Source organism: Nocardia sp. NPDC006044 (assembly GCF_042871115.1).
Lineage (GTDB): Bacteria > Actinomycetota > Actinomycetes > Mycobacteriales > Mycobacteriaceae > Nocardia.
The window spans coordinates 123,501-149,433 of sequence record NZ_JBIAID010000002.1; the positions used below are offsets into that span (position 1 = coordinate 123,501).

Below are 25,933 nucleotides of genomic sequence, written 5' to 3' on the forward strand. Positions count from 1 at the left end.
GCGACTTACAGCGCGGCCCGGTCCCGAGCCTTTCGACGCGACAGTTCGCGGCCACGCTCGGTCGCGCCCAGGATCACCTTGCGCACCCGGACCACCTCGGGAGTCACCTCGACACACTCGTCGTCGGCGCAGAACTCCATCGCGGCTTCCAGGTCCAGCTGCAACGGCTTGGCCAGCGTCTCGAACACGTCCGCGGTCGCGCTGCGCATGTTGGTCAGCTTCTTCTCGCGGGTGACGTTGATGTCGAGATCCTCGGCGCGCGGGTTGATGCCGACGACCATGCCCTCGTAGGTGTCCGCGCCCGGCTCGACGAAGAACTGGCCGCGATCGGCGAGCTGGATCATCGCGAACGGGGTCACCGTGCCGGACCGATCGGAGACCAGCGCGCCGGTGTGGCGGGCCCGGATCTCGCCGGCCCACGGCGCGTACCCGTGCGAGACCGCGTTGGCGATGCCGGTGCCGCGGGTGTCGGTGAGGAAGTCGGTGCGGAAACCGATGAGGCCGCGCGAGGGGACGATGAACTCCATCCGCACCCAGCCCGCGCTGTGGTTGGCCATCTGCACCATCTTGCCCTTGCGGGCGGCCAGCAGCTGGGTGACCGCACCGAGGTACTCGTCGGGGCAGTCGACGGTCAGCTCTTCGTAGGGCTCGTGCACCTTGCCGTCGACCAGCTTGGTGACCACCTGCGGCTTACCGACGGTCAGCTCGAAGCCTTCGCGGCGCATCTGCTCGACCAGGATGGCCAGCGCGAGTTCACCGCGGCCCTGCACCTCCCAGGCGTCCGGGCGGCCGATGTCGAGCACGCGCAGCGACACGTTGCCGACCAGTTCCTGATCGAGGCGCGACTTCACCATGCGGGCGGTGAGCTTGTGGCCCTGCACCCGGCCGACCAGCGGCGAGGTGTTGGTGCCGATGGTCACCGAGATGGCCGGCTCGTCGACGCTGATCCGCGGCAGCGCGACCGGGTTCTCCAGGTCGGCCAGGGTGTCGCCGATCATGATCTCCGGGATGCCCGCGATGGCGACGATGTCGCCGGCCACCGCGACCTCGGCCGGCTGACGCTCGACGCCGATGGTCTGGAGCAGTTCGGTGATCTTGACCTGCTTGACGCCGTCGCCGTGCATCCACGCGACGTTCGCGCCCTTGCGCAGCTCGCCGCTGTAGATGCGGACCAGCGCGAGGCGGCCGAGGAACGCGGAGGCGTCGAGGTTGGTGACGTGCGCCTGCAGCGGTCCGGCCGGGTCGCCCTTGGGCGCCGGGATGTTGTTGAGCAGCACGTCGAACAGTGCGTCCAGGTTTTCCGCGTCCGGCTCGTGCCCGTTCTCCGGGCGCTCCTTGGACGCCTTGCCCGCGCGTCCGGAGGCGTAGAGCACCGGCAGGTCGAGCGCGAGCTCGGCGGCCTCGGCCGCGGAGTCGTCCAGATCGGAGGCCAGGTCGAGCAGCAGGTCGTGGCTCTCCTCGACGACCTCCTCGATCCGGGCGTCCGGCCGGTCGGTCTTGTTGACCACCAGGATCACCGGCAGCGACGCGGCCAGGGCCTTGCGCAGCACGAACCGGGTCTGCGGCAGCGGCCCCTCGGAGGCGTCCACCAGCAGCACGACGCCGTCGACCATGGACAGGCCGCGCTCGACCTCGCCACCGAAGTCGGCGTGGCCGGGGGTGTCGATCACGTTGATGACGGTGACGGAACCGTCCGCGTGGTGCCGGTGCACCGCGGTGTTCTTCGCGAGAATGGTGATGCCCTTCTCGCGCTCCAGATCGCCGGAGTCCATCACCCGGTCGACGAGCTCGGCCCGCTCGGCGAATGCGCCGGATTGGCGGAGCATGGCGTCGACCAGCGTCGTCTTACCGTGGTCGACGTGCGCCACGATGGCGACGTTGCGAAAATCGCGCGCAGACGACACGCTGAATCCTCCTGCTGTTAGGTGTAGGTACCGGCCGACCCCTGCAAACAGGTGGAGAATCGAAACTCACCGGGCATTGCGGCCATATACACCCTACCTGCGTTCCGGTCACCCCTCCGCGCCAGGCACGTAACTAAGGGTATGCTAACCGACATGGGCAAGGTCAAGGCTAAGCAGGTTTCGCGCCTGAAACCGAAGAAGAAGTGCTGTCGAAAAAAGACGCGCTGCCTGAAATGCCCTGTGGTCATTATGCGTATGAAGAAGTGCGAAGCCGCAGGCATCTGCGGCAAGGACCTGAAAAAAGCGCTCAAGCAAGCCCGCGCCGCCTGACCTCCCCGGCCCCGTCCGACCGGCCGGGTACCCCGGCGCACTCGAACCTTCCGGCAATGACGGACATCACTCCCGGCGCGGGTGTAGAACCGGGTTATGAGCGCCCCGCTGCTGACCGAAACCGAACTCGAACAGTCACTGACCGATCTGCCGGACTGGACCAGGGACGGCGATGTGCTGACCCGCACCGTCCAGGCGCCCACGTTCCTCGCGGGCATCGAACTGGTCCGCCAGGTCGCCGAGGCGGCCGAGGCCGCCAATCACCATCCCGACATCGATATCCGCTGGCGCAAGGTCTCCTTCGCGCTGTCCACCCATGATTCCGGCGGCCTCACCGCGCTGGACGTCGAGGCGGCCCGCACGATCGATCGACTGGCCGCACAGCTCGGCTGACCCGGCTCAGGCGGCGCGTGCCTGGCCTTCGGTCACGCGCGCCGCCGCTTCCGGCTCGGGCTGTACGCGACGGCCGACCCGGATCACCCAGACGAAGAACACCAGCGCGCCGAGCACGTCCACCGCGCCGAGCCAGGCCAGCACGGCAGGCCGCGGAATCGTCCAGATCGAATCCTGGAAGAACGAGAGCACCCACGGCACCCCGATCAGCGTGTTCACCAGCCAGTAGCCCGCGATGAGCTTGGCCCCCGGCGCCCGCCGCAGCGGTCCGTACAGCAACCACAGCACCATCGGCAACAGCCAGACCCAGTGATGCGACCAGGAAATCGGCGAGACCAGCAACCCGAACAGCTGCACCATGATCAGCGTGCCCATCCGGTCGTCCGGACCGAGCGCCCGCCAGGCGAAGAACGCCAGCACCGCGACCACCAGCACGCCGGCCATCCACCAGGGCCCGGATTGCACGTCGTAGCCGAGGATCCGGCTCAGCGTGCCGCGCAGCGACTGGTTCCACACCGAGCCGACCGGGCCGATCCGGTCGGCGTCGCCGAGCAGCGTGCCGAAGTAGCGGCGCGCCTCGTGCGGGGCGATCAGGAAGCTGATCCCGACGGTCGCGCCGAAGACCACCGCCGACCAGACCACCGCCAGCCAGCGCCGCCGCGCGACGAAGTACAGACCGCTGATCGCCGGGGTCAGCTTGATCCCGGCGATGACCCCGATCAGCCCGCCGGACAACCACCAGCGCGAGCTACGCACCGCGATCATCGCGCCGAGCACCAGGAACACATTGACCTGGCCGTAGTCGATCGTGGTGCGCACCGGTTCCATCCACATGCCGAGCGCGGTCCAGCCGACCGTCGCGGCCTGCCAGCCGGGTTCGCGTACCCGCTCCGCGCCGAGGATCAGCTCCAACGCGATGCGCACGACCACGTAGAGCGCGGCCACGGTGGCCAGCAACCAGCCGACCGCGACGGCGGTGAACGGCAGATAGTGCAGGGGGAAGAAGACCAGCGCGGCGAACGGCGGATAGGTGAACGGCAGCGGGAAGTCCGGCGTCTTCTCCGCGTAGGTGAAGTCGTAGAGCTTGTCGGTCAGCAGCGAGGCCGACCCGTCCACGTACACGTGGAGGTCGACGACGTTGAGCCCGTTCTTGTTCAAGAACATCCAGAGCAGCCGCGCCAGCACGGACAGACCGAGTGCCGAGACAGCCCATCGGAGTTGACGGTTCAAATCGCAGGCTTTCGACTCGGGTGCGGTAGGTCGGCCCGGCACCCGGCGATGCGGGTGTTCGGCGACAAGAATGGATGGCTGGCACTAGATTAACCGCAGCGCCGATCCCGATCGCCGCGCCCTCGTATCAGCAGATCCCTTCCGAATCACTGATAACATTTGCATCACCTTTCACACCAGCAACACCAGTAGCGCGCTACCGTCTGATAACACTGATCGTCCGCAGCACCTGTAGGGCGACGCGGCTGTACACATAGCCGCGATGTCCCTAGAGTGACCCCCGAAACGATGGCTTTTCAGCATCGACCCCAGATGTACCCGAGGTAAGGACGGCTAGACCAGTGCTTCGCACCCGAGGAACGCGGATTGCATTGTCCGCGCTCGCCATCGCGGCGAGCGCCACGCTTGCCGCGCCGATGACGACAGCTGTCGCGGCGCCCGCGCCCGCGCCTGCGGCGACTCCGAACACCGTGCCCATGGTCCCGGAGGGCGTCCCGGTCGATGCCCTCGCCGCCCTGGCCCCCGCCATCGTCGGCTCGATCGCCGGCCCCGCCGATATCGCGGCGGGCCCGCAGTCGGCCATCCTCGACCAGGCCCGCAAACTGCTTGCGACGCTGGCACTTCCGCCGCAGATCAAGTCGACGCTGGAACGGATCATCACCTTCCTCGACGGCAGCGGCGGCGGTGGCCCCGAGCTGCCGCAGGAGGGGCCGGTCATCGCCCAGTTCCTCTACCCGACGATCGGCAAGGGCTGCATCGGTCCGACCGCCGACTCGATCGGCACCGCGCTCGCCGTCGCCGGCCCGGCCCAGCTGCCGCCGCCCGGACCGAAGGCCGGTCAGGCCGGGTTCGTCTTCACCGCGCTCGGCACCAAAGCGCCGACGGTGGAACAGAATCCGCCGATGACCGTGCAATGGATGAACCTGGACACCCGGCAGTCCGGTGTGCTGCCGCTGACCGACGAGGCCAAGATCAACCCCGGTGGCCCGGCCACCCTGTCCGCGATCGCCGACACCGGCGCGGGCCGCGTCGTCGCGGTCATCTCCGGTTCGCTGACCACCAAGGCCGACGACGCCGACCCGCGGACCTGCTCGTTCCTGCCGACGCTGGGCTTCTTCACCGTGGCATAGGTTCTGACGTACAAGGGCGGCGACTCTTCGGAGTCGCCGCCCTTGTCGTTTTTACGACACCACTACGGAGAAACGCCGCGATGACCGATGCACGGATGGTGTTTGTGGTAGACCGCTAACTATGGCGACGATCGAACATTCGATACGGCCCGGCCGCTCCATCCGGAGCAGGCGCTCGCATCGATCGATACTGTCCATCCGGTCCGAGGGCTCGATCCTGTCCATCGGCTCGGCCTACTCGATCCTGTCCATCGGCAGCGTCGGCTCGGTGTTGTCGATCGGGTCGGTCGGCTCGTTCGGGTCGGCCATCTCCTCGTTCTCATTCACCAGCCTCGGTTCGGCGTTCTCCGGCCTGTCGCGCTGGTCGCTGTTCTCCTGGCTCGGCGATCACGAGGCGCCGGACTCGCGCCCGACCTTGCGGGTGGTGCCGGACGAGGAACCCGACCTGCGCGAAGCGCCGTTGAGCCACTGCCAGACCTAGCGGTTCACCACTGGCCGTACTCGGTGGCGAGCGCGTGGTTGAGATCGATGCCGATGCCGTCGAGCGAGCGCTTGTCGATCTCGAACTGGTGCAGGTGCGCGGCGGGATGCACGACGCCGTTGGAACCCCAATTGTGTTGCCAATACCAGGAACACAGGCCCGCGGCGCGGGCCAGTTCGATGGTGGGCGCGTTGGCGTACATGCCGGTGTTCGCCTTGCCGAGCACCGACTGCCAGCCGAGTAGGTAGGGCGCGATCATGGTGGCGAATTCGACGGCGGTCGGGTTGTCGTCGATGGACGCGTAGATCGGCACGTCGTCCGGACCGCCCGCGGCGAGGTGCAGGTCGAGCCCGCGCTGGGCGTGTTTCTTGCCCGCCTCCAGGCCGCCCCGCCAGTCCGCGGTCGGCCCCTTGCCGAACTGATAGCAGGACACGATCTGCAGGTTCGCCGCGTGCAATTCGTCGACCTCGTTGGCGCGCAACGGTTTGCCCTCCATCCATTCCGCGCCTGGCCGCCGATCCGAGACGTAGCGGATCACGCCGAGATGTCCGGCGTCCCGGATGGACTCGGCCGACGGCACGCCGCCCGCGTAGTCGATCAGGGTGCCGAACGAATTGGCGGAAGCGGGCTTCGCGGAAACGGTCAGGCCGATCGCGGCTGCCGCTGCGGCATACCCGAATAGCTCACGCCGGGATACAGAACTGGAACGCATCGCAGGACTCCTTCGCGCAACCCCGACCGTGGATGGCTGTGTTCAGTTGGCGACACTCACGGGTCCTCGCGTGATCACGCTCCGCCGCCCCTCCGGCCCGTCGCTCGTAGCGCAGCGTGCCCGGCGCACCTTCCCCAAACATGTACGCACGCGCCGGGAGCCTCGAACGTGTACTTATTTCACCATATTCACATGGGAACCGCTAGACCCATGGGACACACCCGTTCACATTGGTCACACTGGTGTGGGGGTGGGTATCGGTCCGAACTCCGGCTGGTCGCGCTTACCGCACGCCGCTCATGCGCGCCGCGACGTCGATCGTGCGACCGGAACTGTCGGCCAGCTCTTTGCTGACTACGCTCGCCACCTGGGCGATCACCTGCTTCTTGATGCCCGCGAGCGCACCGAGCGTCGCCGCCCGCACACCGTGCGCCTTGAATTCCAGGCGGATGTCGTCCTGGTCCGGCGGCGGCACATCGATCACCACGAGCAATGGGTCGGCGGCGCGCGCGGTCAGCACCAGCGGCACCTCCACGTCGGCTCGGTAGCGGTTGGCCTTGAGCACGTCCACGGTGATGTCGAGGCTGACCGGCAGCGTCAGGTCGAAAGACCGTGGCGTGTCCGTCTTGTCGTCCAGCTGCGGCACCCGGACGCTGCCCCGCACCGTGACCGTCGCCGACTTCCCCGGTCCGGTCTTCAGCGGCCCGATCTCGATCGGCCGGCCCGCCATCCGCTCCACCACATCGAACACCCGGTCGCGGGTGACGATGCGGGAGAAGAACCGGTGCCCGAATTCGTCGTAGCCGATCCAGTCGAACTCCGCCTGCTCCCGATGCGCCGACCGGGTGCCGCTCACGATGGCCTCGACGTCGAAGACCCGGCCGCGGCGGGCCTGCGGATCGGCGAGCATGGCGTTCACTCGCGACGCGACCTCGCGTTGCACCAGGCCCGCGATCGGGTCGAGCAGCATCTCCCCCGCGGCGTCCATCGCCTGGGCGCGCAGCACGAAACTGACATCCTGCTGGCTGACCGGCGGGATATCGATGACGATCAGCAACGGGTCGGCGGTGCGCGCGTGCAGGGTCAGGTCGATCTCGACCCTGGCTTCCAGCCGCAGCTTCTTGCCGCCGAGCATGACCTTCAACGTCAGCGACACCGGCACGGTCACGTCGAACGTGACGTGCGGCCCGCTGTGCAGCACCTCCGGCGTGCCGACCTTGCCCTCGGCGACGAATCCCGCGAGTCCGGCCGGGCCGAGGGAGAACGGGCCGATCGTCATGCCGCGCCCGGTCATCCCGGACACCGCGGCCTCGATCCGGTCCTTCGTCACCGCGTGCGTGACGAAGCGTTCGCCGAAATCGGCATAGTCGATCCAGGCCGGATCGCTACTCGGTTCGTCGGTCGACTGCATCAGATGTTCCGGAACCCTCACCGCTCGATGGACAACGGACACGGTACGCGACCGACATTGCCCAGAACTTGCACGAGTCTGAACCCGAGATCCCCGTCCTGCCGATGAGGGGGAGGCAGGGCGGGGATCGGCGACGACGCTGCCGGGCGCCGTCACTATCCATCGTAGGGCTATCGCGCGCGCTCATCGGCCGTCTGCGCGCACCGGCTACCGCCGACGGCCGGCAATCTTGCTCACAATCGGCCGAATCCCACGATCCCCGGCACCTGGGCCAGCGCGAACGTGTGGATACTCACCTCGCCGAACTCGTTGCCGCCGATGGTCGTCACCACCCCCGCCTCGGATTTGAGCACAATGTTCGTGTGCTGGCCGAATGGGCTGGTGCTGTCGTACATCAGCACGTCACCTGTGCGCGGCTGATACCCGCCGATCGGGGCGAACCGACCGGCACTCGCGTAGTACTCCTGCAATGTGTAGACGCCCGGGATTCGCCACGAACCCGAGTTCGGGTTGGCCAGCGGTGCCCCCGACTCCCGCATCACCCAGCTGACGAAGTCCGCACACCAGGGTTCACTCACGCCTTCGGCGTACTTCCCGCCCGAACCGGGGCTACGGAATTCCTGGGCGGTCACGGCGACGATCTTGGCTTGGGTCGGATCGAGCGCCGTCCCGTCGATCGCGGGGAACGCGGTACTGCGTTCGCCGACGATGGCCGGTGGCTTCGAGTGGTCTTGCCACCAGCGGACCCCCACTACTCCGGCGGCCGCGAGGGCGATCACCACCAGCCCCGCCACGAGCCACGGACCCACCCGTCGACCAGTCCGCTCGTGCTGGGGCCCCGCGTTACGTTGCGGTACTCGGTGCGAGCCTCTGACCTGCTGTTCCGTCATGTCTCCCCCAGATTCGTGGTGCGCGCGGCCGGTCTCGGCCCTTGCTGGATTGGACGAACGAGCGGCCCGAACGGTTCCCGCGGAAAAACGATTTTGCCCACCAATGGAACCAAGGTATATTGTCTACCACTCCGGCCCAGAAGGGTAGATTATTGTGAGTTTGAATATTAAAAACGAGAAGGTGCACGCCTTGGTGCGTGAGGCAGCGGAACGGACGGGGATGTCCCAAACCAGCGTTGTCGAGGAGGCACTGAAACGCATGTTGAAAGAACTCGATGCCGAGCGCGAAACCGCACGGCAGACGCGCAAGGCACGGCTCTGGGAAATCGTGGCGGATATCGACGCCAGGATGACGCCGGAGACCCGCGCCTTGCTGACCACCGATGATCTCTACGACGATCGGGGGCTGCCCGCATGATCGTCGACGCATCGGCGCTGCTCGCCATCATCAAGAAGGAACCAGAGCGAGCCAGCTTCATCGACGCACTCGACGCGGCGGAGAGCCGGTCGATGTCGGTGGTCAACCACTTCGAAGTGGCGATCAAGGTGGATCGCGATCCGGACCCGATCATCGCGCGTCGCCTCGCGGAGTTGATCGACGATGGAGACATCGAACTCGCTCCAGTCTCATTGGAACAGGCCGTGATCGCCCGCGCCGCATACCGCGATTTCGGCAAGGGCAGCGGCCATAAGGCACAGCTCAACCTCGGCGATTGCTTCGCTTACGCACTCGCCACCGTCACCAAGAAGCCGCTGCTCTACAAGGGCAACGACTTCGTCCACACCGATATCAGATCCGCGGTCTGACCTCGGGGCTCGGTTCCGGGCGGCGCGCCGCCGCCCAGAATACCGTCCGGGCGAAGCGAATCCGCGCTACCCTCCCAGGACACCGGGCGACGGGGAGGTACGACCCTGGACACGCTGTGGACCTTCGTAGTACACCGGCGACATCAGCTGCTCATCGACTCCTACCTGCATGTGTCGGCGGTGTTGCAGTCGGTGCTGATCGCGACCGTGGTCGCGGTGCTGATCGGAATCCTGGTGCACCGCAGCCCCCTTGGCTCGTCCATCTCGACGGCCGTCGCCAGCGCCATCCTCACGGTGCCGTCGTTCGCGCTGCTCGGCCTGCTGATTCCGGTGCTCGGCCTCGGTGTCGCGCCGACCATCACCGCGCTGGTGCTCTACGCGCTCCTGCCGATCCTGCGTAACACGATCATCGGCCTGTCCTCGGTGGATCCCGCGGTGACCGACGCGGCCCGCGGCGTCGGCATGAACCGCCTGCGCGTGCTCACCGCCATCGAACTTCCCCTCGCCTGGCCCGCCATCCTGGCCGGCATCCGGGTCAGCACGCAGCTGATCATGGGCATCCTCGCCATCGCCGCGTACGCCAAGGGTCCCGGGCTCGGCAACCTGATCTTCTCCGGACTCGCCCGCCTCGGCAGCCCGAACGCGGTGCCGCAGGCCCTGGTCGGCACGGTGCTGATCGTCGTACTCGCGCTCGTACTGGACGGGATCTATGTCCTCGCCGGACGACTCACCACCTCGAGGGGAATCCGTGACTGACACCGAAACCCGTTCCGGCGGCGTCGAATCGGCGGTGTCCGGCGAGCAGATCGTGCTCGACGCGGTCAGCAAACGCTATCCGGGCCAGCGGGAACCTGCCGTCGACGAGGTGTCGATGACCATCCCGGCCGGCGAAATCGTCGTGCTCGTCGGGCCGTCCGGCTGCGGCAAGACCACCACGATGCGGATGATCAACCGGCTGATCGAGCCGACCTCGGGCACCATCACCATCGGCGGCCGCGACGCGGCGACGATGAATCCCGACGAATTGCGCCGCGGCATCGGCTATTCGATCCAGCAGGCCGGACTGTTCCCGCACATGACCGTCGCCAAGAATGTCGCGACCGTGCCGGGTCTGATCGGCTGGGACCGCAAGAAGATCGCCGCCCGGGTCGACGAGATGCTCGACCTGGTCGGCCTCGATCCCGGCACCTATCGCGACCGGTACCCACGCCAGCTGTCCGGCGGTCAGCAGCAACGCGTCGGGGTGGCCCGCGCGCTCGCCGCCGACCCGCCGGTGCTGCTGATGGACGAGCCGTTCGGCGCGGTCGACCCGATCACCCGCGGCCTGCTGCAAGACGAATTGCTGCGGCTGCAAGGCGAATTGGGCAAGACCATCGTCTTCGTCACGCACGACTTCACCGAGGCGGTCAAGCTCGGTGACCGAATCGCGGTGCTGGGCAACCAGTCCCGCATCCTGCAATACGACACCCCGGCGGCGATCCTCGCCGATCCGGCCGACGACACCGTCGCCGGTTTCGTCGGCGCGGACGCCTCGCTCAAGCAACTCACCCTCACCCGGGTCGGCGACGTCGACATGGGGCAGTGCCCGACCGCCGTCGAAGACGAGCCGGTCGAGGCGCTGCGGACCGCGCTGGCCGAACAGGACTGGCCGTGGGCGCTGGTGCTCGACCGGCAACGACGGCCGCTGCGCTGGGTCTCGGCCGACCATCTGGCGCACGCCGACTCGTTGCGCGGCACCGGAACACCGGTCGGCGAACCGCTCTCGTTGCGCTCGACCTTGCAGGACGCGCTGGAGGCTCTGCTCGCGGATCAGACGGCGAACGCGGTAATCACCGGCAAGCGCGGCGAATACGTCGGGCTGATCAACATCGACACCTTGGTCGCCCATCTCTCGGCGATGCGCGCCGAACACGGCTCCGGACGTCCCGCGGCGGGTGACGCGCCGTGACGGCGCCCACCGGCACCCCGCCCGCGACCTCCGCGCCCGCCGCGCAGCGCCGGGCCGAACGCATCCGGCTGCTCGTCCAGCCGGTGGTCGTGCTGGTCCTGACCGCGGGCGTGCTGGTGTGGGCCTTCGCCCGCGACCTGACCACCACCCAGCAGGCCAGCCTCAACACCCGCAACATCGTGACCGTCACCTGGCAGCACATCCTGATCTCGGTGACCGTCGTGCTGATCGTCATCGCCGTCGCGGTGCCGCTCGGCACGCTGCTCACCCGCCCCGGATATCGCCGTCTGGCACCGGTTTTCGTCGGCATCGCCAATATCGGTGCGGCCGCACCGGCCATCGGCCTGATCGTGCTGTTCTATCTGGCCACCCGCACCACCGGCTTCTGGATCGGTGTCGCGCCGATCGCGTTCTATTCGCTGCTTCCGGTGTTGCGCAATACGATCCTCGGCTACCAGCAGGTGGATCAGACGCTCACCGACGCCGGCCGCGGCCAGGGGATGTCGGCGGTAACGGTGTTGCGCCGCATCGAGTTTCCGCTCGCGGTGCCCTATATCCTGGCCGGTCTGCGCACCTCGCTGGTGCTGGCGGTCGGCACCGCGACGCTGTCGTTCCTGGTGAGCGCGGGCGGTCTCGGCATCCTGATCGACACCGGCTACAAGCTGCGCGACAACGTCACGCTGGTGGTCGGCGCCGTCCTCGCGGTCGCGCTCGCCCTGCTGGTCGACTGGCTCGGCGCGCTCGCCGAACAGTTCCTCGGGCCGAGGGGGCTCACATGAACCGGCGCCTGCGGGGGGTGGCAATGGCGGCCGGTGTGCTGCTGATCGCGGCCTGCGGCCTGGAATCCGGTGGCGCGGTACCGCTTCGGGTGGGGCCGGGCAGCATCGTCGCGGTTCCGGAACTCGACGGGGTGCGGATCATCGTGGGGTCCAAGGACTTCACCGAGCAGAACATCCTCGGCTACATCGTCGAATTCGCCATGTCGGCGGCCGGCGCGCAGGTGCGCGACCTGACGAACATCCAGGGCTCCAACAGCCTGCGCGACGCCCAGCTGCACGGGCAGATCGACGTCGCCTACGACTACACCGGCACCGGCTGGATCAACTACCTCGGCAAAGAGACCCCGATCCCGGACGAGGTGGAACAGTTCAACGCCGTCCGCGACGCCGACCTCGCCGCACACGGCATGGTGTGGACGGACATGGCGCCGATGAACAACACCTACGCGCTGCTGATGAGCCAGGCCACCGCACAGGAGACCGGGGTGCGGACGTTGTCGGACTACGCCGCGCTGATCGCGAAGGACCCGGATGCCGCGGCGACCTGTGTCGGCACCGAATTCAATGTGCGCCAGGACGGATACCCGGGCCTGGCCCGCAAATACAACATCGAAGTCGGCAAGGTCCGCAAACAGATCGTGCAGGACGCCGTGGTCTATCAGGCGACCGCCGACGGCAAACAGTGCAAGTTCGGCTCCGTGGCCGCCACCGACGGTCGCATTCCCGCGCTGAATCTCATTCTGCTGCAAGACGATCAGCGCTTCTTCCCGAAATACAACGCGGCCGTGGTGATGCGCAAGTCCTTCGCCGACGCGCACCCGCAGGTCGCCACCGTCCTGGCGCCGATCTCGCAGCGCCTCACCAACGAAGCCATCACCGAGCTGAACCGGCAGGTCGATGTCGAAGGCCGCGAGCCCGCCGACGTCGCCCGCGACTGGATGGTCGCGGAAGGATTCGTCACCGCCCGCTGACTATTCGTCTGCGCGCCAATGGATCCCGCCTGCGGCATCACATAGGCAGGTATCCATTTGCGGCCCGCGACCACGGCGCTATCAGGCAAACCATGCGACGGCACACCAAAAGATCTCCCGCACACTGAATTCGATTCAGGTGCGGGAGATCGAGGGACGCGCGACCGGCGACCGCACGCGAGCGCGGCCCGGTAGCCCTGCGCCGCAGGGCATCAGACCCGCGGCACCCGGCCGAGGTAGTGCAGCAGTTCGGCAACCGTGCTTTCCCCCGGCGCACCGTCGACGATGTCCGCGTACGCGCCCCACTGACGCAGCGGCTCAACGATTTCCGCTTCTTGACCGCCGCCGGGCGCGGGGTGGCCGGTGCGCGCGGCGGTGAGCAGGTAACCCGCGAGCTCCTCGGTCAGCGGCGACGCCTGACCGGTGCCGATCGCGATGTCCCAGGCGTGCACGGCGGCGTCCAGCGCGCACATCACCGCGGCGACCGATGTCGGCAGCGCACCGTGCGGCAGCGGGGTCGGCACTGTCTCGGTGTCGTCGGCGACGGTCGCCCACGCGGCGGTGGTCTGCTCGATGGCCACCTCGACCAGCGCGGACGGCGAGCCATCGATGGTGCCGGAGGGATCGAACGGGTTGTAGGCGGGGCCGGCGCCGATGCCGAGCGCCGCGGCGTAGGCGAGCTGATCGCCGGCGGCGTGCTGGATCACCTGCGTCACCGTCCACTCCGAGCACGGCGTCGGCAGCTGCCACTGGTCGTCGCCGACACCGGCGACCACGTTTGCCAGGGCGCGGTAGGACTCCGCGAGCACGTCGCGCCACACCGGCTGGAGGGTGGCGATGGAGGTGGTGGTGACGTTCATGTCCGGGCCTTTCGAGAGGGTTTTCCTTGCTTCTGACATCAGCTTATGTGTCTATTAGGCTAGTTTCGTTCCTAATAATCCGGAGGTAAAATGTGACGCCGACCACAGTTCGCGTGCTGCGTTTGCTAGCTCTGCTCCAAGATCGCGCGCACACCGGCAGGGAGCTCGCCGACCGGTTGGCGATCACCGACCGCACGCTGCGCAACGACATCCAGCGCCTGCGCGAACTCGGCTATCCCGTGCAGGCGCAACGCGGGGCCGTCGGCGGCTATCGCCTGGGTCGCGGCACCACCATGCCGCCGCTGCTCCTGGACGACGATGAGGCCGTCGCGGTCGCGGTCGCCGTCGGCCTGGCCGAGGACGGCGCGACCGGAATCGCGGACATCACCGACAACGTCACCCGTGCCCTGGCCAAACTCGACCAGATCCTGCCGAAACGCTTGCAGCGCAAGGTGACCGCGCTGCGCGAGGCCACCGCGATCGGCCCCGCCACCACCGGTTCACGCGAGCCCGACGCCCCGGTCCCCGCCGCCATCCTGACCACGCTCGCCGGCGCCGTCCGCGACGCCGCGACAGTCCTGATCGAGCAGGCGGAACAGGACCGCGGCGAAGAAGTGGAACCGTATCGGCTCATCAATTGGCAGCGCCGCTGGTACCTGGTCGCCTACCACCTCGAAACCCATTCCTGGACTGCGATTCCCGTCGCCCGGATCCGGCAGGCCGCCCCGGGAACTCGCCGGTTCGCCGCCCGCGCGCTCCCCGACGACGACCTGGTCGCCTTCGTCATGCGCCACATCGCCAGCACCGGCTGGAAGGTGCACGCCCGGGTCACCGTCCTGGCTCCCGCCGAAACCGTCATCGCCAGAATCAATCCGGCGGTCGGCGTGGTCGAGGCGGTCGATGCCGACACCTGCGTCCTGATCACCGGCGCCGACGCCCTGGAAACCCTCGCCATCTACCTGAGCATGCTGATGATGGACTTCCGCGTCGACAACCCCCCAGAACTGGTCGACCACATCCGCACCCTCGCCCGCCGCTACGCGAACGCCGTCCCACCCGAAACCCCCAGCCCCACAACATCTCACCGAACTCGGGACGAATGATCACCGAGAAGATCGGGTACCGCGCGACCAAGGCAGCTTCGAGCGCGCAAGCCTGGCCGGGCGACCAGCCACGTCGGTCGCGCACCCGTCGAAGTTCCCGGCCGCACCTGTATGACTTCTCACGTCGCCACTCGACGCGCTATCTCCTACGCTCACAAGCAGTTTCTCCATCCCAGTGTGCGTGCATCGACTCTCGCGGTCCGATGTGAGAGAGGTCGGGCATGACCAGCGACACCACGGCGGCACTCGCGCTGCCACAGACGCCACTCAGCCAGGCCGTCCTGGCCCTCACACTGCGGGTGGAGTCGCCGGCCATCGCCAACCACAGCATCCGGAGCTTTGTGTTCGCCAGGCTCTTCGCCGAGCACATCCAGGCCGCGCCCGATACGGACTACGACCCCGATCTGCTGTTCGCCGCGACCGTCCTGCACGACATCGGCCTCAGCGAGGCAGCCAACGGCAACCACCGATTCGAGGTCGACGGGGCGGACAAGGCCGCGGAGTTCCTGACCGAGCAGGGCGTCGGTGCCGCCGCCGTCGACTCGGTCTGGGAGGCCATCGCGTTGCACACCTCGCAGCACATCGCCGATCGCCGCGGCACGCTCTGCCTGCTCACCAGGAACGGCATCGCCCTCGACTTCGGCAGGGACACGGAGTTCATCAGCGACGAGATCGGCGCGCGGATTCACGCGCGATATCCGCGGCACTCCATGGCCACGTCGTTGGCGGACATCATCATCGAGCAGGCGACCGCCCGGTCGGACAAGGCCCCGCCGTTCTCTCCCGCTTTCACGCTGCTGCGCGAACGGCAGGCCGGGCAACGAACGCTGCTCGAGCACGCGGCCGACCTCGGCCGCTGGGGTAACTGACCCGGAAAAAGCGAGCGCCGACGCTTCTCGGGTCAGGCGTGCCCGACCGTCGCCGCCGCGTCCGGCGCCTTGCGCATCGGGATCAGCGCGGTCAGCACGATCGCGACGATGGCGGCCGCCGTGGCGATCAGGAACGTGGTGTGGAACCCGTCGCGCGACGGGAACACGTGCACGCCGAGCTGCATCGTCATGTGCGCCAGCACGACGCTCATCACGGCCGACGAGGTCGACGTGCCGACCGATCGCATCAGCGAGTTCAGTCCGTTGGCCGCGGCCGTCTCGGTGATCGGCACCGCGCCCATGATCAGCGCGGGCATCGCGGCGTAGGCCAGGCCGACACCGGCGGCGACGATCATCGACGCCACCATGATCTCCCAGACGCTGTTCATCAGCACCACCGCGCACAGGTAGCCCGCCGCGATCACCGCGGAACCGAGCGCCAGGGTGATCTTCGGTCCGCGCGCGGCGGACAGCTTCGCCGACACCGGCGACAGCAGGATCATCACGAATCCGGTCGGCGCCAGCGCCAATCCGGCATTGACCATGGTCAGGCCGAAGCCGTAGCCGGTCTGCTCCGGCGCCATCAGCAGCTGCGGGAAGGTCAGCGACATGCCGTAGAGCGCGAAGCCGACCGCGACCGACGCGATGTTGGTGAACAGCACCCGCGGCCGCGCCGAGACCCGCAGGTCGACCAGCGGCGACCGCTGACGCAGCTCGTAGGCGCCCCAGCCGAGGAACACCACCAGCGACACCGCGAACAGGATCAGCGTGGTCGGGCTGCCCCAGCCCCAGTCCGCGCCCTTGGTGATCGGAATCAGCAGTGCCAGCAGTGCGACCGAAAGACCGAGCGCGCCACCGAAATCGAAGCGGGCGGGGGTGCGCACCGGCGACTCCGGCACGAACACGAAGACCAGTGCGGCACAGACCAAGCCGAGGCCGGCCGCGGTCCAGAACAGCATGTGCCAGTCCGCGTTCTGCGCGATCGCCGCGGCCAGCGGCAGGCCGAGGGCGCCGCCGACGCCGAGCGTCGCGCTCATGATCGCCATCGCCGAACCCACCTTCTCGGCGGGCAGTTCGTCGCGCATGATGCTGATGCCCAGCGGAATCGCGCCGACCGCGGCACCTTGCAGCGACCGTCCGATGATCTCGGGGAGCAGCGAGGAGAAGGCCGCGCAGACCACCGAGCCGGCGACCAGCGAGAGCAGGTTGACGAACAGCACCCGGCGCTTGCCGAACATATCGCCGAGCCGGCCGCTGATCGGGGTGAACACCGCGCCGGCCAGCAGCGTGGCGGTGACCACCCAGGAGGCGTTGGACGCCGAGGTGCTCAGCAGGTCGGGCAACGTGGGGATGATCGGAATGACCAGCGTCTGCATCAGCGAGACGACGACACCGACCATGCCGAGGGTCGCGATGAGGACGGCCGGCGATGGACGCCTTCGGTCGTCGGTATCGGAGACGGTCGAAGACGCGTCGGCAGCAACAGTCACAAATGTGCACGCTACACACCTTGTGTATCGTGCACAATTGGATATAACGTGACGCACCCGACATAGTGAGGCCCATGTCCGAATTCGGTCCCGCCGACAACGCAGCGCTCACCCGCCTGGTCTTCGAGCTCACCCTGCTCGCCAGGCACTTCCCCGCGTCGCTGCTCCGCCGTCCCGGCTTCCAGCTCGACCGGTCGGCTTTTCTCATCCTGACCCGGCTGGAGTACGACGAGCCGCTGAGCCTGCGCGAGCTGTCCGAGGCGTTCCAGCTCGATATCTCCACGATCAACCGCCAGGTCGGCGCCATGCTCAAGCAGGGACTGGTCGACCGCGTTCCCGATCCGGACGGCGGGATCGCGCGCAAGATCCAGGCCAGCATCAAGGGGCTGGACGTGCTGGCCGCCGATCGCATGCAGAGCCGCGAAGGCATCGGCGCCGTGGTCGCGGACTGGGACGGTACCGATGTCGATCAGTTGAGCAGGTTGATCGCGCGGTTCAATCAGTCCGTCGAGCAGATCGAGGAGAACCCGTGGCCGCGGCCGCCGGAGGTGCGGCTCTAGCGGACTCCCCGCGCGGAGTTCAACTCGGAGATCGTCCGGCCGCCCGTTCCCGCCGAGTTCCGCTCCACCGCAACCTGACTCGGCCCGGGCGGCGCCACGGCCGCGACCCCCGTACCATCGAAGCGTGAGGCTGGGTGTGGGGTTGCTGGCCGTGTCCGTGCTCGCGGCCGGATGCCAGGCCGGCGAAGATGAGTGGTCCGACTGGACCGTGACGGCGTACTACACCGCCGTCGAGTCCTACCATGACGGTCCGCGCGAAACCGTGCACGGCTGCACCAGCATCGACTGCGTCGAGTCCGACGCCCAACTAGGCGAGCTACCAAGCGATTTCGTCGACGCCGTGCGCGACGAGGGCACCGGCCGGATCACCAGCGGCGCCAACGCCGGCGCCTACCTCAACTGGTCGTACGACATCGGCTTCTGGCTCGACTCGCACCCCCGCGACGCCGCGGGTGAAATCCTGCAACCCTTCCGCAGCGCCGCCGCCGACGGCCTCGAACCCGGCACGCACCTGCGCCTCGCCGACTGCGGCATCATCGATCCCGCAACCGCCCAAGCCTGCACCAAATTCCAAGCCACCGAATGGTCCATCGGCGAAGAATTCATCCCCGGCCCCAGCGGCCCCCACCACCTGGACCTCTACATAGGCGAGGAAACCGCCCCGGACTTCCCCGACACCCCCGACTTCCCCCTCTTCACCGGCGCCGCCCTGGAACCCCTCCCCTAGCCGACCCGCAACCCTTCGATCGGTTGACCGGTGATTTCCGCGATGAGTTCGAAGTCCTTGTCGACATGGAGCACAACGAGTTTCGACTGTTCCGCGATGGCGGCGATCAGTAGGTCGGGGATCGACGGCGCGCGGTGACGACCCCGTTCGGCGAGGGTTCGGAGCACCTCGACCGACCGGTTCTCAGCGGAGGGGGTCAGGTATTCCACGGGCATGCTCGCGAGGGGCGGAAGATCGAGCAACTCGGTCAGATCCTGGGCGGATCGGGCCGAGTAGCCGGTCTCCAGCACGGTAACCGTGGAGATTCGCACCAGCCCACGTTCGATCCGCGTAGCCCAAAGTTGCGCGTCGGGACTTCGACCCAACCGCACCAGGGCGGACTTGTCGACGAGCCAAGGCCGCTCGCTCACGACCACGCCTGCCGCATGACCTCCGAGTCGCCCAGGTCTCGCGCCAGCCGCCCGAGCCGATCGAGGTCTGCTGCGGTCACGGGTGCCGCTGTGGACCGGAAGTCCCGGGCGATCCAGCGGCGAAGGAATTCACTGCGAGATACGCCCAGATCTTTTGCGCGCCGATCTATCTCGGCGATCGTCGAGTCGGGCACATCACGAATCAGTATGTCGGTCATCCAGCCCACCTCCTCGATATCAAAGATATCACCAGGAAGCGTGCCGGAAAAGAGGCTAAGCGCTGTCGTGTCCACACCCCGACTCTCGCGCAAAGCAGCCACCACCGGAACCCGTACTCCGGCGATTGGGGATAACTCGGGGGTGTTAGGGAACGAGGCCTCAACCAGCGCAACGTGATCCAGAGTTCGCCGGTAGCGCGGGCGGCGGGGCGCTAGGCTCTGCGGCTGGGTCGGACCCGACGTCTTGGGAGGCGCTTCGATTCACACGAAACAACACGCGTGGTGGGACAACTATCTGGTCGCCCTGCTGGGGCTGGTCGTGGCAGCCGGGTTCGCGCTCGCCGCGCTGGCCGCGGCATCGGGCGGGGCCTACTTACTGGCGATTGCGCTGGCGGCGCTGGCGCTGCCGTTCGCGATTCCCACCATCGTCCAGATACTCGGAGAGTTGTTCATCTACTTGATGATTCCGGTCGTATTGGTCGGATTCGTACTATTTCTCCCGGTTCTCGCCGTGAGTCCGGCAGCGCGGAAGTGGGCGCGACGGAGGTGGCGGCACCGCTGAGCCGGGGCCGACGAAGATCACATAGACCATTCGGTGGTCGTCCGTAGAGTTGCGGCATCGAGCTGTTTGCCGCGTAACCGAAGGACGGAGGCCCCGGGGTGAGCGAGCCTCAGCGAGCGAGCCGAAGAGACGACGCGCGTTCGCGCCCGCCGGAGCCGAGCGCCGGCGAGGCGGAGTCGTGAGCGGCAGCAGGGCCGTGAGCTGGGACTTACGGGGTATCGCGTGGTGGCTGCCCGGTCTGGTCGTGATCTCAGCGGGCTTGCTGCTGTACTCACCCTTCGGTGTTTCCCTCATCGAGGGGCGCGCGGTCGTGGCGGTCGCGATGCTGGCGTTCGGCGCGTCCGCCGCGGCCCGGTGGTGGTTGGCGCGGCGGGCCGGCCGGTGCAGTTCCGGGTCCGATCAGCCGCCGGATGACGACAGAGTCCGGCTCGTGCGTGCTCAGCGGTTGCTGGGTGCCGAGGCGGTGCTTGCGGCAGGGTTCGGCGTTCTCGGCGTCGCGGCCTTGGCCATGTCGGTGTCGACGTCACTGGTGTGGGTCGGGACGTTCTTCGCCGCGCTCGGAATCTGCGGACTGCTGGCCGGGACGCGACGCGATGATGTCCTGGTCGCGTCCGCGGCACTCGCGGGCTGGCAGGTGCTCGCCGGCGTGATTCTCGTGACGCTGCCCTTCCGCACCGGACTGGATTTCACCGCGTGGACCATCCTCACGCTGTTGATCACCGGAACGGCGATGGCGATCCGCGGCCTGCGCCTGACCGCACCGCTGCCGCGCGCCGGCTCCCTGCGCTGGTGGCGTCCGGCCGCCGTCACCGTGCAGCTGATCGTGCTCGCCGTGACCGCAGGCTGGTACGGGACGATCGTCACGCAAGCCGCCCGGCAGGACGCCGAGCAAACCCGGCTCGCCGCCTTCTACGAAGTGCCCCAGGGTATTTCACCGCAGCCGCCCGGCACCGTGATCCGCTCGGCCTCGATGTCGCTACCCGGCGTGCACGGCCGCGGTCAACGCATCCTGTACTGGTCCCAGGACCGGAACGGCACCCCGGCGGTGTCCTCCGGCATGGTCTGGACGCCGCTCACCGAGGGTACCGACCGGCCCATTCTGAACTTCGCCCACGGCACCGTCAGCCTCGGCCCGGAATGCGCCCCCAGCCGGCAATCCGGGATCGCCTCGACCATGCCCTGGCTCAACAACGCCCTCGACCGCGGCTGGGTGATCGCCGCCAGCGACTACGCGGGCGCGGCGGGCACCGGCGACGGTGAGCACTACCTGGTCGCCGCCGACCAGGGCCGCGACACCGTGAACGCCGCGCGCGCCGCCCGCAACCTGCCCGGCACCAACGCCGGCACCGACATGCTGATCTACGGCGTCTCCCAGGGCGGTCTCATCTCCCTGGCCGCCGCCGCCCAATCCCCCACCTACGCACCGGAATTGCACCTCGTCGCCGACGCCGCCACCGCGCCGGCCTCCGATATCGCCGGCATCCTGCGCGCCGATCCGCCGCAGCTCCTCAACGGCTGGGCCGTCACCCCGTTCCTCACCACTCAGTACGCCAAGGTCTATCCCCAGCTCGACCCGAACGCACTGCTCACTCCCCAGGCCGCCCTGCGCAACCAGGAGATGGCCGGAGCAGGTTGTGCCGCAACACCTTTCGCCGCCCTCTTCGCCCGCATCACCACGGTTCCCGGCATGGGCGACTACTTCAAAGGCGACCCACTGGCCGATCCCTCCTGGCGTAGAGCCTTCGAGGAAAACCGGGCCCCCGACCTGCCGCCCGGCATCCCGGTCTATCTCGCCCAAGGCCTGGACGACCAGCTGGTTCCGCCGAAATTCACCGCCGCCCTGGTCAACCGCTACTGCGCCGCCGGTAACTCCGTGACGACTCAGTGGAACCCCGGCGTCGGCCACGACAACGACAACGAAAAAGCCGTGGCCCCCCGCGTGATTCAATGGTTCGCCGACCGGCTCACCGGCACCCCTGCCCCTGGCAGCTGTGCCGAACCGTTACCGGCAGATCTCGCAGAGCACTAGTCGCCACACACGAACCACGTTGAGGCAGAGCGCATCTGCCTGGTGGCAGTGATGACGTGGAACAAACCCGCGCGGAGAATCAGGCCGCGTAGGGCCGTTCGGCGCGGGCCTTACGGAGGGCGGATCCCCACCAGACGAGTTGGTCGAGTAGCTGGTCGGCGGCGGCCGTGGGGGCGGCGGGGTCCGCGAGTTGGCCTGCCGGGCCGAAGAGTTGGCCGGCCCCGTGGAAGCTCACCGTGTCGCGGACGGTGACGGCGTGCAGTTCGGCGAAGACGTGACGGAGGTGCTCCACCGCGCGCAGGCCGCCGGAAACGCCTCCGTAAGAGACGAATCCGATCGGCTTGGCCTGCCACTGGGTGAAGTGCCAGTCGATCGCGCTCTTGAGCGGCGCGGGGTAGCTGTGGTTGTACTCGGGAGTGATCACGACGAATCCGTCGGCGACGGTCAGTCGCGCGCCGACGGATTGCAGCGCTCGCGCACCCTCGGGGTCGGGTTCGTTGGACATGTACGCGGGCAGTTGCTCCACCGCGAGGTCGATGAGGTCGACCGCGATGTCGTCGCGCCGCTTCGCGTGATCGATGAACCAGTTGGCCACCGTGGGGCCGAACCGTCCCGCGCGGGTGCTCCCGAGGATTACCGCGACCTTGACCGGATTCTCCGTCATGCCAATTCCTTTCGATGCGTGCAGGATGATGACGCAAGCATCGAACATCAACAAAGGTTAAGGTCAAATCGGCGTGCTCAATACCTATCTTTCGGGCCGAGCGGCTCAGGTCGGCCGCTTCTTGATCGCGTACTGCAACGCGCTTTCCGCGTTGGCAGATCCTTTCATCATGATTTCGAGCGCACGCACGAACGGATCGATGCCGGTGGCCACGCGCCCCTGTTCGAGGATCGCGACCCGGCGGACCCGCTGATCCGCAAAACCGCATACCCCGCGTTCCCCGGAGGTCAGCGCGGTCCCGGGCGGCAGCGACACCATGCTCGGTGTCGCCTCGGCGATCAGCAGGAATCCGCTGGCGGCAAACCCGCGCAGCGCCCCGAGCGACCACTCCTCCAGCCGGCCTTCCTTGGTGGTCTTGACGCCCTCTCCGGTCTGCCGTCCCGCGTCCGGATCGGTGGGCGCGTTCGTCCGGGCCGGTCCCGGAACCTCACCCCCGAATGTCTCGTAGGTCATGATGTTGATGGCCTGACTCGGGTCCGTGCCCCGGGTGATCACCACGACCTCGGCCTGGCGCAGCGAATCCAGCCGCTTTTCCTGATCGCGCTGAATGCGCAGAAGTTCCCCCGCCAGTTTCCGATTCAGCTCATTGTCCAAGTACCGCTTGCATCGCGCGGTGTCCTCCGCCCATTCCTGCACCCGCGCCCGCGCGAGCGCACACAGCTTCTGATAGGCGACGATGATGTCCTGCGCCGTGTAAGTCTCATCGGGATCATCGATCGCCGTCTTCACGAGCACCGTCAGCAGTTTATGCAACGGACCGGTCGATTTGGTCGGCGGCGTCACCTGATCGGCGAGAATGGTAGCGGCACGGGTGAATTCAGTGATCGGACTGGATCCCGAAGTGGTGGGTTTGGTGGGATCATGCAAGGTGAGCACGGCGATCTCCAGAGCGAACGAGATGGTGAGACCTCCTCAGTCTGAACCCTTCTCGGCACCGATCCGCCCGGAATCCGAAGCATACGAACAGGTTCGGTTCGACCGCCCCAGGACGCTGCTACACCCAAGACCTTCATCGGAGCCAGGCCGGACACGGAGCGGATTCGTCCACCTTCGATTCGCGACCACGGTCGACGTGCGGCAGGGTTGTGCGCACCATGACTGACGAAGGTTCCCCGCAGACCAACCGCTGGCGACACGGCGCACGGCTAGCGGCGTGCATCGTCTTCCTGCTCACGATGTTCTATCTCGTAGCCGTCGTCCACGTCATCGACATCAACCGCGTGCGCGACCTGGTGGAAGCGACCGGCCCCGCCGCACCGCTGGTCTACGCACTCGTCGCCGCGCTCCTCGGCGCCATCCTCGTCCCCGGCCCGATCCTCGCCGCCGGCAGCGGTCTCCTTTTCGGCCCCCTGGTCGGCACATTCGTGACGCTGGCCGCAACGGTCGGTACCGCAACGATCTCCAGCTACCTCGGCCGCCGAGCCGGCCACCAGAGCGCCCGCGGCCTACTGGGCCCCGAACGCGCCGACCGTCTCACCGCCCAACTCGACCGCCACGGCCTCTGGGCCGTAGTCGGCCAACGCTTCATCCCCGGTGCCCCAGATGCCCTGTCCGCCTACACCTTCGGCGCCCTCGGCATCCCCCTCTGGCAAATGGCCACCGGCGCCCTCATCGGCTCCACCCCCCGAGCCTTCGTCTACACCGCCCTAGGCGCCTCCATAGGCGACCTCTCCGCCCCCCTCGCCTACACCGCCATCACCATCTGGTGCATAACCGCCATCCTCGGCGCCCTAGCCGCCCACCGCACCCTCCAAACCTGGCGCCACCGCAAAACCCCCGACCCCGAACCACCAGCAAAGCCATAACCGAGGCCCTCGCGCTGACGCCCAAATACCGGCCGGGACAAGGTTCGAACCTGTTGACGCCACAGCGTGCCTAGACGACCGAACGGCGGGGCTCAGTAAGGCAGGGCTTCTCACCAGCCGACGAGTGCGACAGGAGGGCAGGTGAAACCTGATCACTCCCTCGACGATGGCCAGGGCCACCGCCAACAGAGGGTCCAATTTATTCTCAGCGCCTCGATATAGTCGAAAAACGTATAAATCGACCCGCTCCGACTGATAGGGTCGTGTAATGACCCTGCTCAGGTTCACGGTGCGCAACCACCAGAGCATCCGGGATGAGATCACCGTCGATCTCGCACGCCCATCGTTGCGGACACTCCAGCCACGGGACGGCGACTGGAGCGCCGTGACATACCCGATTGCCGGGATCTTCGGCGGCAACGCGACCGGTAAATCCGCTGTGCTGGACGCGCTGCGGTACACCTTCACAGCGATCAGTCAGTCCGCAACAACTTGGCAGGCATCGAAGTCCATGCAGCGGGCGCCATTTCGGCTCGACGGGACGGCGCGCACCTCATCGAGCACCTATGAGCTCGATTTCGTGCACGATGGACGCCGTCATCTATACGGCTTCGAGGTGGACTACGACGGGATCAAACGCGAGTGGCTGCGCGATGTACCCAACTCGCGATGGCGCACGCTGCTGGATCGCGACCGGGAAAGCGGCACGTCTACCTTCCACCAGAGTCTGCACGCGAAGATCGACGTGACGGGGCGTGAGCTCGTGCTCAGCCGGGCGCTATTGCTGCCCGACTCACGCCTGTACCTCCTAGCTGATTATCTGGTCTCCAGCTTCGACTGCGTCCTGGTAAAGGACTCCCATCGTGAGGCACGTCTGTCGAACATCGCGGACTCGCTGGCCGAGGGAACCATCACCTTCGCAGACCTCGAGGCGCTGCTCCAGGCCGCCGACATCGGCGTTGTGAAGGTCGGGATCGAGGAGAGAAAACTTCCCGAGCACGTGCGTCGAGCCCTCGGCCGCCTTCTTCTCGACTTGCGTAAAGAGGAAGACGAGCCCAGCGACGATGACGAGTCCACCCACCTGGACGAAGACCAACTCGCCCAGGTGGTGCGACATCTGGTCTTCACTCACCGCGGCACTGCCGACGAATGCCCGGAGTTCTCTATCCGAGACGAAAGCGACGGAACCATCGCCTGGCTCGCCATCGGCGTGCCGGCACTGGCGGCGCTGCGACGAGGAGGGCTGCTCCTCGTCGACGAAATCGACGCGAGCCTGCACCCCCATCTCCTCGAGGTCCTGTTGGGAGCGTTCGCGGAACCTCGAGTCAACCATCAGCAAGCGCAGCTCATCTTCACGAGCCACGAGGCCTACGTCCTCTCCCCGCTGAGCGAGGTGAAGCTGGAACCCGAGCAGGTCTGGCTTACGGACAAGACGTATGAAGGCGTTACCGAACTGACCTGCCTAGCCGACTTCCCGAAGCACCCCGATGCGAATGTGGCACGCCGCTATCTCACCGGCCGGTATGGCGGGACCCCGCGGCTCTCGCCGAGCACGCTGGCAGCACTCGTTGGCTCCGAGGAGCGCTGAGG

At 67.4% G+C, this 25,933-nt stretch carries 29 protein-coding genes; 18 read left to right on the forward strand and 11 right to left on the reverse strand.

The window, feature by feature from the left end:
* Positions 1-5 precede the first annotated feature (5 nt).
* Positions 6-1,904, reverse strand: a complete 1,899-nt coding sequence (gene typA / locus ACFYO1_RS18110) for a translational GTPase TypA (protein WP_387232130.1) — start codon at positions 1,902-1,904, stop codon at positions 6-8.
* A 153-nt stretch (positions 1,905-2,057) separates the two neighbouring features.
* Between typA and ACFYO1_RS18115 the strand changes: the two genes are divergently transcribed.
* Together ACFYO1_RS18115 and ACFYO1_RS18120 are read left to right on the forward strand one after the other, a co-directional pair.
* Positions 2,058-2,234 carry a hypothetical protein gene (locus tag ACFYO1_RS18115; RefSeq protein WP_167768842.1) on the forward strand — a complete coding sequence of 59 codons (177 nt, stop codon included), beginning with the start codon at positions 2,058-2,060 and terminating at the stop codon, positions 2,232-2,234.
* Positions 2,235-2,330: 96 nt separating this feature from the next.
* Positions 2,331-2,627 (forward strand): 4a-hydroxytetrahydrobiopterin dehydratase, encoded by a 297-nt coding sequence (locus ACFYO1_RS18120; protein WP_387232132.1) that lies wholly within the window; start codon positions 2,331-2,333, stop codon positions 2,625-2,627.
* A gap of 6 nt (positions 2,628-2,633) precedes the next feature.
* On the opposite strand, the gene ACFYO1_RS18125 is transcribed toward ACFYO1_RS18120, so the two are convergent.
* Positions 2,634-3,899, reverse strand: coding sequence for a mannosyltransferase (locus tag ACFYO1_RS18125; RefSeq protein WP_387232134.1), 1,266 nt, complete (start codon positions 3,897-3,899; stop codon positions 2,634-2,636).
* A 299-nt stretch (positions 3,900-4,198) separates the two neighbouring features.
* Here ACFYO1_RS18125 and ACFYO1_RS18130 point away from each other — a divergent pair, with 299 nt between their 5' ends.
* Together ACFYO1_RS18130 and ACFYO1_RS18135 are read left to right on the forward strand one after the other, a co-directional pair.
* Positions 4,199-4,987, forward strand: a complete 789-nt coding sequence (locus ACFYO1_RS18130; RefSeq protein ID WP_387232136.1) for a hypothetical protein — start codon at positions 4,199-4,201, stop codon at positions 4,985-4,987.
* A 121-nt stretch (positions 4,988-5,108) separates the two neighbouring features.
* Positions 5,109-5,468, forward strand: coding sequence for a hypothetical protein (locus ACFYO1_RS18135; RefSeq protein WP_150402302.1), 360 nt, complete (start codon positions 5,109-5,111; stop codon positions 5,466-5,468).
* Positions 5,469-5,472: 4 nt separating this feature from the next.
* Here ACFYO1_RS18135 and ACFYO1_RS18140 read toward each other — a convergent pair whose 3' ends face one another.
* The 3 genes from ACFYO1_RS18140 to ACFYO1_RS18150 all read right to left on the reverse strand — a co-directional run bounded on the left by ACFYO1_RS18140 (position 5,473) and on the right by ACFYO1_RS18150 (position 8,400).
* Entirely contained in the window at positions 5,473-6,180 is a 708-nt protein-coding gene (locus ACFYO1_RS18140; protein WP_387232138.1) for a DUF1906 domain-containing protein, read from the reverse strand.
* 283 nt (positions 6,181-6,463) lie between these two features.
* A complete protein-coding gene (locus ACFYO1_RS18145; protein WP_387232140.1) occupies positions 6,464-7,591 on the reverse strand; it encodes a hypothetical protein in 1,128 nt (375 codons plus the stop codon).
* A gap of 233 nt (positions 7,592-7,824) precedes the next feature.
* A complete protein-coding gene (locus tag ACFYO1_RS18150; RefSeq protein ID WP_387232142.1) occupies positions 7,825-8,400 on the reverse strand; it encodes a CHAP domain-containing protein in 576 nt (191 codons plus the stop codon).
* A 241-nt stretch (positions 8,401-8,641) separates the two neighbouring features.
* Between ACFYO1_RS18150 and ACFYO1_RS18155 the strand changes: the two genes are divergently transcribed.
* From ACFYO1_RS18155 to ACFYO1_RS18180, 6 genes are all read left to right on the forward strand, one after another.
* The gene (locus ACFYO1_RS18155) at positions 8,642-8,899 is read left to right on the forward strand and encodes a type II toxin-antitoxin system VapB family antitoxin (protein ID WP_387232144.1); all 258 of its coding nucleotides are present in this window, start codon (positions 8,642-8,644) and stop codon (positions 8,897-8,899) included.
* Positions 8,896-9,288, forward strand: a complete 393-nt coding sequence (locus ACFYO1_RS18160) for a type II toxin-antitoxin system VapC family toxin (RefSeq protein ID WP_387232146.1) — start codon at positions 8,896-8,898, stop codon at positions 9,286-9,288. Before ACFYO1_RS18155 ends, ACFYO1_RS18160 begins: the two co-directional genes overlap by 4 nt.
* A gap of 105 nt (positions 9,289-9,393) precedes the next feature.
* Positions 9,394-10,044 carry an ABC transporter permease gene (locus ACFYO1_RS18165; protein WP_387235195.1) on the forward strand — a complete coding sequence of 217 codons (651 nt, stop codon included), beginning with the start codon at positions 9,394-9,396 and terminating at the stop codon, positions 10,042-10,044.
* Positions 10,037-11,236: an ABC transporter ATP-binding protein gene (locus ACFYO1_RS18170; protein ID WP_387232148.1), complete on the forward strand. Its 1,200-nt coding sequence runs from the start codon at positions 10,037-10,039 to the stop codon at positions 11,234-11,236. Before ACFYO1_RS18165 ends, ACFYO1_RS18170 begins: the two co-directional genes overlap by 8 nt.
* On the forward strand, positions 11,233-12,015 hold the full coding sequence (locus ACFYO1_RS18175) for an ABC transporter permease (protein ID WP_387232150.1): 783 nt from the start codon (positions 11,233-11,235) through the stop codon (positions 12,013-12,015). Before ACFYO1_RS18170 ends, ACFYO1_RS18175 begins: the two co-directional genes overlap by 4 nt.
* Positions 12,012-12,986 (forward strand): glycine betaine ABC transporter substrate-binding protein, encoded by a 975-nt coding sequence (locus ACFYO1_RS18180; RefSeq protein WP_387232152.1) that lies wholly within the window; start codon positions 12,012-12,014, stop codon positions 12,984-12,986. Before ACFYO1_RS18175 ends, ACFYO1_RS18180 begins: the two co-directional genes overlap by 4 nt.
* 212 nt (positions 12,987-13,198) lie before the next feature.
* Here ACFYO1_RS18180 and ACFYO1_RS18185 read toward each other — a convergent pair whose 3' ends face one another.
* Complete coding sequence (locus tag ACFYO1_RS18185; RefSeq protein WP_387232154.1) at positions 13,199-13,885, reverse strand: TIGR03086 family metal-binding protein; 687 nt, start codon at positions 13,883-13,885, stop codon at positions 13,199-13,201.
* 53 nt (positions 13,886-13,938) lie between these two features.
* Here ACFYO1_RS18185 and ACFYO1_RS18190 point away from each other — a divergent pair, with 53 nt between their 5' ends.
* Together ACFYO1_RS18190 and ACFYO1_RS18195 are read left to right on the forward strand one after the other, a co-directional pair.
* Positions 13,939-14,949: a helix-turn-helix transcriptional regulator gene (locus tag ACFYO1_RS18190; RefSeq protein ID WP_387232156.1), complete on the forward strand. Its 1,011-nt coding sequence runs from the start codon at positions 13,939-13,941 to the stop codon at positions 14,947-14,949.
* Between the two features lie 221 nt (positions 14,950-15,170).
* Positions 15,171-15,818 (forward strand): HD domain-containing protein, encoded by a 648-nt coding sequence (locus ACFYO1_RS18195; RefSeq protein WP_387232158.1) that lies wholly within the window; start codon positions 15,171-15,173, stop codon positions 15,816-15,818.
* Between the two features lie 32 nt (positions 15,819-15,850).
* Here the strand turns inward: ACFYO1_RS18195 and ACFYO1_RS18200 are convergent, their stop codons facing one another.
* Positions 15,851-17,308 carry an MFS transporter gene (locus ACFYO1_RS18200; RefSeq protein ID WP_387232160.1) on the reverse strand — a complete coding sequence of 486 codons (1,458 nt, stop codon included), beginning with the start codon at positions 17,306-17,308 and terminating at the stop codon, positions 15,851-15,853.
* Between the two features lie 74 nt (positions 17,309-17,382).
* Here ACFYO1_RS18200 and ACFYO1_RS18205 point away from each other — a divergent pair, with 74 nt between their 5' ends.
* Together ACFYO1_RS18205 and ACFYO1_RS18210 are read left to right on the forward strand one after the other, a co-directional pair.
* Positions 17,383-17,868 (forward strand): MarR family winged helix-turn-helix transcriptional regulator, encoded by a 486-nt coding sequence (locus ACFYO1_RS18205; RefSeq protein ID WP_364722316.1) that lies wholly within the window; start codon positions 17,383-17,385, stop codon positions 17,866-17,868.
* Positions 17,869-17,992: 124 nt separating this feature from the next.
* Entirely contained in the window at positions 17,993-18,595 is a 603-nt protein-coding gene (locus ACFYO1_RS18210; protein WP_387232162.1) for a hypothetical protein, read from the forward strand.
* Here the strand turns inward: ACFYO1_RS18210 and ACFYO1_RS18215 are convergent.
* Positions 18,592-19,005 carry a PIN domain nuclease gene (locus ACFYO1_RS18215; protein ID WP_387232164.1) on the reverse strand — a complete coding sequence of 138 codons (414 nt, stop codon included), beginning with the start codon at positions 19,003-19,005 and terminating at the stop codon, positions 18,592-18,594. The two genes, ACFYO1_RS18210 and ACFYO1_RS18215, sit on opposite strands and share 4 nt — an antisense overlap.
* Positions 19,002-19,298 carry a ribbon-helix-helix protein, CopG family gene (locus ACFYO1_RS18220; protein WP_387232166.1) on the reverse strand — a complete coding sequence of 99 codons (297 nt, stop codon included), beginning with the start codon at positions 19,296-19,298 and terminating at the stop codon, positions 19,002-19,004. Before ACFYO1_RS18220 ends, ACFYO1_RS18215 begins: the two co-directional genes overlap by 4 nt.
* 169 nt (positions 19,299-19,467) lie before the next feature.
* On the opposite strand from ACFYO1_RS18220, the gene ACFYO1_RS18225 reads away from it, so the two are divergent.
* Positions 19,468-19,785, forward strand: coding sequence for a hypothetical protein (locus ACFYO1_RS18225; RefSeq protein ID WP_387232168.1), 318 nt, complete (start codon positions 19,468-19,470; stop codon positions 19,783-19,785).
* Between the two features lie 178 nt (positions 19,786-19,963).
* Positions 19,964-21,814 carry a lipase family protein gene (locus tag ACFYO1_RS18230; protein ID WP_387232170.1) on the forward strand — a complete coding sequence of 617 codons (1,851 nt, stop codon included), beginning with the start codon at positions 19,964-19,966 and terminating at the stop codon, positions 21,812-21,814.
* A 79-nt stretch (positions 21,815-21,893) separates the two neighbouring features.
* Here the strand turns inward: ACFYO1_RS18230 and ACFYO1_RS18235 are convergent, their stop codons facing one another.
* Both ACFYO1_RS18235 and ACFYO1_RS18240 read right to left on the reverse strand, forming a co-directional pair.
* Positions 21,894-22,484, reverse strand: coding sequence for an NADPH-dependent FMN reductase (locus ACFYO1_RS18235; protein WP_387235198.1), 591 nt, complete (start codon positions 22,482-22,484; stop codon positions 21,894-21,896).
* A gap of 99 nt (positions 22,485-22,583) precedes the next feature.
* The gene (locus tag ACFYO1_RS18240; RefSeq protein ID WP_387232172.1) at positions 22,584-23,414 is read right to left on the reverse strand and encodes a hypothetical protein; all 831 of its coding nucleotides are present in this window, start codon (positions 23,412-23,414) and stop codon (positions 22,584-22,586) included.
* Between the two features lie 218 nt (positions 23,415-23,632).
* On the opposite strand from ACFYO1_RS18240, the gene ACFYO1_RS18245 reads away from it, so the two are divergent.
* Together ACFYO1_RS18245 and ACFYO1_RS18250 are read left to right on the forward strand one after the other, a co-directional pair.
* Positions 23,633-24,343 carry a TVP38/TMEM64 family protein gene (locus ACFYO1_RS18245; RefSeq protein WP_387232174.1) on the forward strand — a complete coding sequence of 237 codons (711 nt, stop codon included), beginning with the start codon at positions 23,633-23,635 and terminating at the stop codon, positions 24,341-24,343.
* A 268-nt stretch (positions 24,344-24,611) separates the two neighbouring features.
* Positions 24,612-25,931, forward strand: a complete 1,320-nt coding sequence (locus ACFYO1_RS18250) for an ATP/GTP-binding protein (RefSeq protein ID WP_387232176.1) — start codon at positions 24,612-24,614, stop codon at positions 25,929-25,931.
* The last annotated feature ends 2 nt before the right edge of the window (positions 25,932-25,933 follow it).